6 protein-coding genes, 1 tRNA gene and 1 pseudogene are annotated in these 9,563 nt (G+C 42.8%); 5 read left to right on the forward strand and 3 right to left on the reverse strand.

What is annotated here, in order from left to right:
* The 3 genes from H515_RS0109940 to H515_RS0109950 form a co-directional block, all read left to right on the forward strand.
* Positions 1–307: IS30 family transposase (locus tag H515_RS0109940; protein ID WP_028901902.1), on the forward strand; the 307-nt coding region annotated here is incomplete at its 5' end.
* Between the two features lie 132 nt (positions 308–439).
* Positions 440–512, forward strand: a tRNA-Lys gene (locus tag H515_RS0109945).
* A 346-nt stretch (positions 513–858) separates the two neighbouring features.
* Positions 859–2,028: a M20 aminoacylase family protein gene (locus H515_RS0109950; RefSeq protein ID WP_025877920.1), complete on the forward strand. Its 1,170-nt coding sequence runs from the start codon at positions 859–861 to the stop codon at positions 2,026–2,028.
* Between the two features lie 79 nt (positions 2,029–2,107).
* On the opposite strand, the gene H515_RS0109955 is transcribed toward H515_RS0109950, so the two are convergent.
* Complete coding sequence (locus H515_RS0109955) at positions 2,108–2,368, reverse strand: helix-turn-helix domain-containing protein (protein ID WP_025877922.1); 261 nt, start codon at positions 2,366–2,368, stop codon at positions 2,108–2,110.
* Positions 2,369–2,989: 621 nt separating this feature from the next.
* Between H515_RS0109955 and H515_RS15105 the strand changes: the two genes are divergently transcribed.
* Positions 2,990–3,220, forward strand: a complete 231-nt coding sequence (locus H515_RS15105; RefSeq protein ID WP_081410155.1) for a hypothetical protein — start codon at positions 2,990–2,992, stop codon at positions 3,218–3,220.
* Positions 3,221–3,309: 89 nt separating this feature from the next.
* Here the strand turns inward: H515_RS15105 and H515_RS0109965 are convergent, their stop codons facing one another.
* Both H515_RS0109965 and H515_RS14590 read right to left on the reverse strand, forming a co-directional pair.
* Positions 3,310–7,899 carry a T9SS type A sorting domain-containing protein gene (locus tag H515_RS0109965; RefSeq protein ID WP_161625406.1) on the reverse strand — a complete coding sequence of 1,530 codons (4,590 nt, stop codon included), beginning with the start codon at positions 7,897–7,899 and terminating at the stop codon, positions 3,310–3,312.
* 110 nt (positions 7,900–8,009) lie between these two features.
* Positions 8,010–8,174: a hypothetical protein gene (locus tag H515_RS14590; protein WP_154653691.1), complete on the reverse strand. Its 165-nt coding sequence runs from the start codon at positions 8,172–8,174 to the stop codon at positions 8,010–8,012.
* Positions 8,175–8,746: 572 nt separating this feature from the next.
* On the opposite strand from H515_RS14590, the pseudogene H515_RS14205 reads away from it, so the two are divergent.
* Positions 8,747–9,358: pseudogene (locus H515_RS14205) on the forward strand (hypothetical protein); the annotation flags it as partial.
* Positions 9,359–9,563 lie beyond the last annotated feature (205 nt).

Here is a 9,563-nt window from a genome sequence, read left to right on the forward strand (position 1 = left end):
GCTGCTACCATACAAGGACTGTCTGAAGACCATTACAACAGACAACGGACCTGAATTTGCAGCACATAAGGACATTACCAAGTTCTTAGGCGTGCCCGTATACTTCGCTGATCCATATTGTTCTTGGCAAAAGGGAGCGATTGAGAATACAAATAAACTAATCAGACAATATATACCGAAAAAGGATTCGTTTGAACATTACACAGACAAGAGAATTATGTCGATACAAAAGAAATTGAACGAAAGACCGAGAGAAAAATTAAACTTTTCTACACCTAAGTGCGAGTTCTTCAAACACGTTTTGTAATTTTGCACTTGCTGGTTGACTCTACGGATACATCTAAAGAATATCTATTTTGTTAAAAAGTAAAAGAATTATTTGGCATTCTCAGAAAAACTCTATACCTTTGCACTCGCTTTCTAAATGAGAGTTTGGTAAGATCCGCTAGCTCAGCTGGTAGAGCACAACACTTTTAATGTTGGGGTCATGGGTTCGAGCCCCATGCGGATCACAAAACGCTAAAAAGGGGATTCTTTCAAGGATTCCCTTTTTTATACTCTTCCGTAAAATGCGTAGGCCCTTGTCATATAGAGCGTTATGGATGATTCGCCAAAATACCATAGCTTTGCAGGAAAAAATCAGTGACCGTAAAGAAAATACAGAATGATGATAACGCACGCCTTATGCCTTTAAGGTTCAAAGTTGTTGAAACAAAAAAATGAAAAATCGTGATGCCTTATACGCATTTGAAGTGATTCTGTTGTAATTTCTTAAAATAACTATCTTTGTGTGATTTTAATCTCATTCCTCACTTTTTCTTTGACAAGATAGACGCTAAAACCAACGATATGAGTAAAATGAACGTAAAACCAATAAAAGAATTAGCTGCCATATTGCCACAGATGAAACAGTGGATGGAAGCCATGCACCAAGATCCCGAACTGTCTGCCCAAGAGGTAAATACAGGCAAATATGTTGCCGACCTGCTAAAAAATATGGGCTACGAGGTTCATGAGCATGTAGGAAAATATGGCATTGAGGGTGTGGTAGGTGTACTAAGTCATGGCGATGGAAAGAAGAAAATAGGCATTAGAGCCGACATGGATGCTCTCCCTATTCAAGAGATTAACAACCTGCCATACAAAAGTAGGCACGACGGCATTTCTCATCTCTGCGGACATGATGGTCATAGTGCCATGGCACTTGGGGCAGCTAAGTATCTGGCAGACACAAAGCACTTCAATGGAACCGTTTACTTCTATTTTCAGCCTGCCGAAGAGACCATGCAAGGCGGTCCTTCGATGATAGATGATGGACTTTTCAAGAAGTTTAATGCCGATAGAATATATGCCATACACAATATTCCTGGGCTACCAAAGGGGGTACTGCATTTCCATGATGGAGAAACGATGTCGGCTGTAGATAATTGGGAGATACGCTTAATGGGGCGCGGAGGTCATGGTTCAATGCCCGAACTAAGCGTTGACCCTGTCGTAGCTGGTGCTTCTTTGGTGATGGCACTACAGACGATAGTAGCTCGCAACCTCTCTCCTTGGAATAATGGCGTGGTCACGATCGGCTCATTTCAAGCGGGTAATGCAGGAAACGTTATTCCAGACGAAGCTGTACTCAAGTTGTCTATGCGCAACATGCAGCCCGATGGGCGTAAGCTGGTGTTGCAACGTATTCGTGAGATAACGGCTGCTCAAGCAGAATGCTTTGGTTGCAAATATGAAATAAAAGAGGGACAACCCGGAGCAGTGCTCGTCAATTCGCACGAAGAAACAGCTTTTGCTGCGCAAGTGGCACGCAAATACTTTGGAGAGGAAAATGTAGTGTACCCTTGTAAGCCATTGATGAGTAGCGAAGACTTTGCCTTTATGTTGCAAGAACGACCAGGAAGCTACATCATGTTAGGTAATGGTGAAACGCCTATGGTACACAATCCTAAGTACATCTTCGATCAGGAAATCCTTCCCATCGGTGCCTCGCTGTGGGTTGCTTTGTGTGAAGAGTACCTAAAGTAGATGAGATTGGAGTCAAGCTAATGTCATACAATAGATCCACCTGTCTCTTTCGTTGTGAAGCAACGGTAGGTTTCCATTATTATAACACCCTGAACTCGGCGGGCAATATGCCCGTTTGTCGCTTAAAGAACTTCAAGAAATACGACGGCTCATCAAAACCTAAGCGGAATGCAATCTCCTTTATCTTGAGGTCGGTATAGCATAGTTGGCGTTTTGCTTCCAATATGCTTTTATCGTTAATGATCTTCAAAGGTGTTGAGCACGAGCTTGCACCGACACTATTCGTGAGCGTCTTTACAGACACATTGAGGTGATTGGCATACTCCTTCACCGTGTGCATGTGTCTATAATGATACTCCAATGTCTGGCGAAAACGTATGAACAGGCGATTTGCAGCAGTCTACGCGAGTTCGGGATAAGAAAAGTTCTTAAAAAGTTGGTAATCTTGCTTATTATTTGCACATTCATAGTTGATAATCAACGAGTTATAAGTAAATACAAAGCGATGATTACCAAAGATAAAGTTACTGAAATATTCGGCATAATGGACATTTGGTAGGCTGAAAAGCTCCAGATGTCCTTTATTTATTGCTGTCCGGTAAAACTCAAAAGAGCATAAATATCCTCCCCGAAGCCCAGTAAAATTGGACTTCGGGGTTTATTTTTTCAAAAGTAAGCCCCCTCTTAATCGAAAAGACTTGGTCCTGGTGGCGCTTTTTGCATCTCCTTTGCAAGGAAATCATTCCAAGTTTTTTCGGGATTTTCCATAAATGCGATAAAATCGACGGTACTGTCCTATAAAAGTGTGTAAGCTCTTTTTTTCTTATCTTTGTATTTGTACACTATAAAAAAGGAAAAAATGAAACTTACACACTTTTATAGGACAGTACCGAATATCTATACCTGTAATAATGCTTACGCAGATGTTTTCCAGACTGATTTTGGATAATGCCTACAACTTATGGGAATGATATTGTGTATTGCCTCAAGTCACATTGTGGGTAAAGGGGACGTTGTAGGAAGTGGGTGCTTCAAGTTCAACTTATCTGCAAATTCAGTAATGAGAGGACGTGTAAACGCAACAAGGACGTTCAAGGGCTTAGTTGCGGATTTGAGGAAAAATAAAAAAGTCGTGTGCACTCTTCCCCTCAATTTCCATAGAGATGATACCCACAGAAAACGTTATCCATGACAATCTTGACACCTCTAACGTTAAAGAGGTAGCTTCCTCCATGAATTGGGAAGCTACCTCTTTTTATAAACAAACGAGAGAATGCGTTATTATTTAACTATAAATTTTCGATTGTTGGTCACTGTTCCATTCTTAACCGATAAGATATAAATTCCTCGTTTCATACTATTCTTCATCAAATTCTTGTCTTGGGGCAAATTAAATCGTGCCACCATTTGTCCAGACAGCGTATAAACACTGACTTCACCTTCCATATCGTTTTCTACGGACGATACGCTCGTTGCCCAATCTGCAAACGATGTTGCCGTGGTGTTGACCAACGTAAATCGGTCTGTAGCCGTCTCGCCTTCACCAGCGGTGAACATGTAAGACAGTTTGTTACCATCAAACGGTATCAACTGTTGCAGTTTCAGGTCGACAAGCTTCAAGTCGGGATACTGGTTGAGCCTTCTACGGGTAAGGGTCAAGGTGTAATTGCCTGCCTTTCCTGTCTTCACAGTGATATTGGCCTTAGTCAAATCGTCCGTGGTGTTGACCTGCAACATACCTGGTTTAGCATTGGAATAGATGGTCGTAGGCATCGATTCGGCTCCAAGTCTAAAGCCATCCCAGCCGTTATCGAAGTCGTCAGACGTGTTGGCATTCTCCAACAACCACATCGTTTCGTGTGCATGCTCACCAGTTAACTCAAACTTCACAGAACCAGAAGTTTCGCTTGGAGCAGTCCCAAAACGCTTAGCCAACTGTGGACGATTGGTATCTAATGTCACAACCCTGTTGTAATCCAATGTCAACACAACGTCGTCACCATTTGGTTTGACTTCCTCTGGCGTAAATTTCAACAAGAAACCTTGCATAGAAGGAATTACATAGAAAGCCAAATCAGAACCAGCGAACAATGGAACGGCCTGGTAAGAACCCGCTCCGTCTTCATCGTCAGTTTCGAACTTTTCTCCCCAGTCTTTCCCACTGCCTGTACGGTATAGATAAGCGGTCTTCTCCACTTTATTGGTGGATGCCATAGCTTGTGCCAAAGCCGCTGAACTTATGGGTGCCGTATAGGAATTTCCAAATAGGTTTTGACCCAACCCCCAATAATTCACGGCATCTTTTTGACTTGTGGCGCCATTCACTTTCGGAGCCTTTTGGGTGAGCGTCAACGTCACGTTGTTAAAGTCAAGGTATCCCTTCAGGGTTTTCATCTTAGGCGTTGTAGATGCGTTTCGAATTGAATAACCAGCAAAAGCAGTCATCGGAGTATTGGCTTTCAAGCCAACAAACTTTTGGTAGAACTGGTTTTTAGCGTTATGCGCCTCGTCATATTTGTAAATATATGAACCACTAAGCATGCCCGATGACATCTCTTGGAACGGTATTCCAAAGAATTGATCCGTATATTTCACAGAGAAAGTCGTTCCCTTGGTAGGCGAACCCTCCAAATTATCCGTCCATGATGTAGGCTGCGCAAGCTTACGTGATCTTACATACATTTGCACCTCAGCATACACTTTGTCTGATGCCGCACCAGGATATTTCGCAATGAAAGTTCCGTTTGGCACATCTTTGTCGGATGCCTCAATCTTCAAACGAACAGGATCTACGCTTCCATCTTGTTTAATTTCATGCGCGAAGCCTACCGTTCCACTCTTAACCACCAAGGCGCTACCTGCTGGAACAACCATTGCCTTGCCGCTTTCGTTAATCAGACTTGCCGCCCAAAACGAAAGAGGAGACTCTCCGTCTGTCAGTCGGCAATCCCTTTCGGCAGCATGTCCGTTGTTATTCGCTTCCGTAGCAAACACGATGTCCTCGTCATTGGTAGGTACCTTATTTGCTGTCCAGTTGGAAGCGGTGCTGAAATCTTCGCTCGTCGAGCCTACCCAGTAGTTGGGTTTGTCGGTCTTCGTTACGTAGAACTTCACAATTCGGTCACCGCCTGAGCTTCCCGGACACGATGTGCGGTCAGTAAACGTGGTGCGAACCTGATAGGTGTACACGCCTGGCTCGTTGAATGTCACGTTGATATCGTTACCGTCAAACACTTTTGCTTCGGGAGTGTTGGTAATGTCGTACCATTCCACATTATATATATAAGGTGAAACAGGCAAATAAAGATGCAGCGGTTTCATACCGTCAGTAATGTCAAGGTTGATAATGCTCTTCACCTCGAAACCGTTTTCAGATTCCACCGAAGGCTCTGGTATGTCGGTAGGTGATACCTGAACAAATTTCTTTCCTTCGCATGTGCGGTTAAAAATGGTACGAACGAGGTACTTCCCTACCTCCACATCTTTCCATACTACATTGAGAACATCCTGTGTGGTGGTGGCTTCGTAAGTTCGAAGCGGCTCTCCTGTTAGGGTCGAACCATCCTCCGTCTTATACAATTCGTACTTAACGGGCAACGCTACATTCACACCTTTAGCGATGCCAACACTCACCATGCCAGTACCTTTACCATCGCGATTGCACATGGCACCAAAGACTTCGAACGCTGCCTTGTCAGCATAATCGGCGAAATCAAACTTGTATGTCTTGCGGGCATAATCGCCTGGCTCCGCAGGTCGGATGACAAACTCGTCACTATTATAGTATCTGTCTGCTTTCGCTATGGCAGAGTAGATGTTGTTCCCAGCAGAATAGCTGTGACCATTATATAAACTTGGAGCAAAGCCAGCACCGAAATAGTTGATGCCTGTCAGTTTTTCCAATGGAGTGATAGGATCTACATTAGATGCCCAAGTCTTTCTGCTACCCGACGCTCCTTGTTCCCCCGTGCTGGTTTTATAAGCATAGGCAACATTGTCTCCTTCCGGACCGAAATCGAACTTCACCACATTGTTGCCATTGCAATCAACTCCTACATACACTCCGTCCTTGTATCCCTCGTCGCGCTTGGGCTTGTAATGCTGGAGCTTGCTCTCTGGAATTTCAAAGTTATAGGTTGCGGTATTGTTGCAATTGTCTTTCAAATCCAAGGCATATTTGCCAGCAGGCAGGTCGGCGATGAAATAAGCGTCACGCAACTTGTCGTAGTTTATATCCTGTGGGAAATCTATGTGCTTGGTGTACGGTTTGTCATCCGCAAAATCGGTTATGACAAATTCTCTCTTGTCATCAAGGCGTTTCACGGTCAGAGTCAATGGGGCAGAAACATTAGCAAGCCCTATTGCCAAGCCAGCGGTATTGCCATGTATTCCCAACTCTTGGTTTATTGTAGGAGACATCCAATCGCCTATATCTTTAAACTCAGGCTTGATGGGTTCAACTACAATTTCCTTTTCTATTTTCAAATCAGGGCAATCAGGGGCATATACGAATTTATACGTACCTGGCTCGGCCACTTCTATTGTCTGCGACCATCGTGTATCAAACTCGTTGATGGGCATAGGCACATCCTCCTTGACTGGTGTGGAAGGATAAGTGCCATCCTCATTTTTCTTGAACAATTTTGCATAGCGGTGCGCTTCGTCCATGAAGTAATAAGAATACAAATAATTGTATTGCCCTGTTCCTCCCTGAAAATGATACTTAATGGTGAACTTAGCGTCTTGGTAAGAACAGTCAGCAGGGTTCAAACTTCCCTTTGACGAAGTGCTAAAATTCATCATTTCATCAAGTGTACGCACATGCGCATAGTAGTCACGCGTTGTTTTTTCTCCACTACAAAGGGTGGAATATTTCAAGCCATACATCCTATTTCTTCCTTGTGACGAGAGGTTGGCAGCAGATGCAACCTTGTAAAAACGATAGTACTGGCCTGACCAAAATGGCACCGGCATGTCGTAAGCCGGCACATGTTCCACATCGTAATATTTACCATCGGCATAACTACGCAACTTCAATGTCTGCGCCAAGAGTTCGGTCTGCGCATCCAACGCGTCTTGGTTTTCCGTTTCAATGGTTGCTCTGAGGTAATAATCAAACTTACAATCGCCTGTCTGCTTGATGAAAATACTCTGCCCAATAGACACTGTTGTCTTGCCAAAGCCCACCAACTCAGATTTTTTTGTGTCGGTCTTGCCTTTCGAATCAGTAACGGTCACGTCGATATACTCACTCGATGCCAATCCGTCTACAATCCATGCACGGTTCGGGGTGTTCTCCAAGGTCTTCTCCTCAGTGGTGTTATCTGCGTGATGGATTGTCGCTTTATAGGTAAAAGGGGCTACGCCCTTCTCTACATTCACTGTTATGCTACCATTTTTGGTGTCTGTTGGCGACGTGTTACATGTGGCGTCTTTCACCTTGAACGAGATAACAGGAGGATCTGTTGAAGGTATCTCCACTATTTCCACATCGTGCAATAATGTGTGTGCGGTTCCACCTGCTTGTTGGAAATAAACCTTATATTTCCCTACCGGAACGTTCAGCCATGTTATTTCCCACACATTGGGATTTGCGGTTTTCTGTTTCAGCACATTGTCAGAAAGAAAGCCACTACCATTATTGACAAGAGCTGTCTCATCTGTACTTGTCCGCAACTGTGCCTGTCCGTTGAGAGCCTCGTCGGCACCCAACGTTACGGTCAACGTGATGCTGCTTAACTTCTCACCCACGTCAACCTTCGTCACAGTGCTGTTTTCAGGGGTCACATTGACAAATGTAACCGCCGATACTGCCATACATAATGGCAACATCAACAGCAATAACGCCATTCGTTGTAAATAATTTCTCATCTTTGATATCAATAAATTTGTTTTGTTGTTCATCTCACATGCTACCCATGAACTTTGCGCTCAGCATAGCATAGATAGTCAAAGCATGCCTGCATGTGATTAACCATGCACTAATCCAAAAAAGAATTTGACCACTTGGCAGATTGAGTTGAGCCATCATCATCATTTTCTTCTGGCTGCAACTCTGCACCATCATCGCCTGAACCAATGTTTGGCCCAACATTGGCTTGTGATGCAAGTACTAAAACACTTGGGGGAAAATAAGTTTTCTTCATCTTGTATTTATTACGTTTATTAACTTATCTACAAAAGAGGTACCGTGTGTGAAAAATACCTTCAAATAATTTGTGGCAAAGGTAAGTATTTTAACCCCTCGGATAATCATAAATTATATTAATATTATATAATCTATCTATATTTTTTCTGTCACAGCCCTCAACTATTGCGTTCATAGAGATATTAACAAGCAACTTAGATCAAAAAAAAAAACAAAAAACTGTCAAATGATTATAGGAAAGTACATACAGTTAAAAGAACAGCAGTAAACAACCAATAGTGGACGAAAAGGCTTATCTTTTTGCCATTAATGTTATTAAGCCAATAGGATAGAGAAACAGAGAGCCTTCTTCTTGCTCAATCTTCTATTGGAAACGGTGTAAATGTTGTGCTGGGTTTCCTTATATGGGGATTTTCATAACAAGAAAAATGATAAACCTTAATTCCGCAACACTATTATAGATTAAACTTTTTAAGTACCTGAGCAACAAAAAGTTCCTCAGGATTTTGCCATGTCAGAATTTTCACTTATCTTAGTGTTGCAAAAAAACAAGAGAATCCGACGATAGACATGGCGAAGATACAAATTAAATCTGAGAGACTTACTCCTTTTGGAGGGATATTTTCAATCATGGAGCAATTTGACTCCACACATTATCATCTGTAATCGACTCATCCCTCGGCCTAAGGTGTGGATCGTTCGGTTATCAGTACAGCGAAATCATCCGTTCTCTCATGAGTATCTACTTCTGTGGCGATTATTGACGATTTGATAGTCGGTATAGAGAATAGCGATGGTAACACAAATGTTCCATTTCATGGCACGTTTTCTCGCCATGGCAGAGCTTAAGTAAACTTAGCTCTGCTCATCTGGCTTAACGAAAACCTTCGTTTCCATCAGAAGGACACGCTGAAGAGGTTCTTTGAGAGATTTGAACAGAATAGGCTCACTGTCAATCGCTTCAGAGCTGATTGTGGATCATGTTCCGAGGAAATCGAGGAGGAAATAGAAAAACACTGCAAGTCCTTCTATATCCGTGCTAACCGCTGCAGTTCGATCTACAATGACACCTTTGCTCTCAAAGGCTGGAAAACTGAGGAAGTAAATGGCATTGAGTTTGGATTGAACTCTACCCTTGTTGAGAAGTGGAAAGGTAAGGCATATCAACTAGTGATTCAAAGACTTGACGTAAAGAAGTTCGGACTCAATGCAACAAGTCGCATAAAAGCGTTTGTCTTCAGGTTTATCCCTGTACCAGCCAAGTGAATCAGGACATCAAGGCGGTATGTGCTGAATATCTATACCTGTAATAATGCTTACGCAGATGTTTTCCAGACTGATTTTGGATAATGCCTACAACTTATGGGAATGATATTGTGTATTGCCT

Origin of the sequence: Prevotella corporis DSM 18810 = JCM 8529, from assembly GCF_000430525.1 — a bacterium.
Lineage (GTDB): Bacteria > Bacteroidota > Bacteroidia > Bacteroidales > Bacteroidaceae > Prevotella > Prevotella corporis.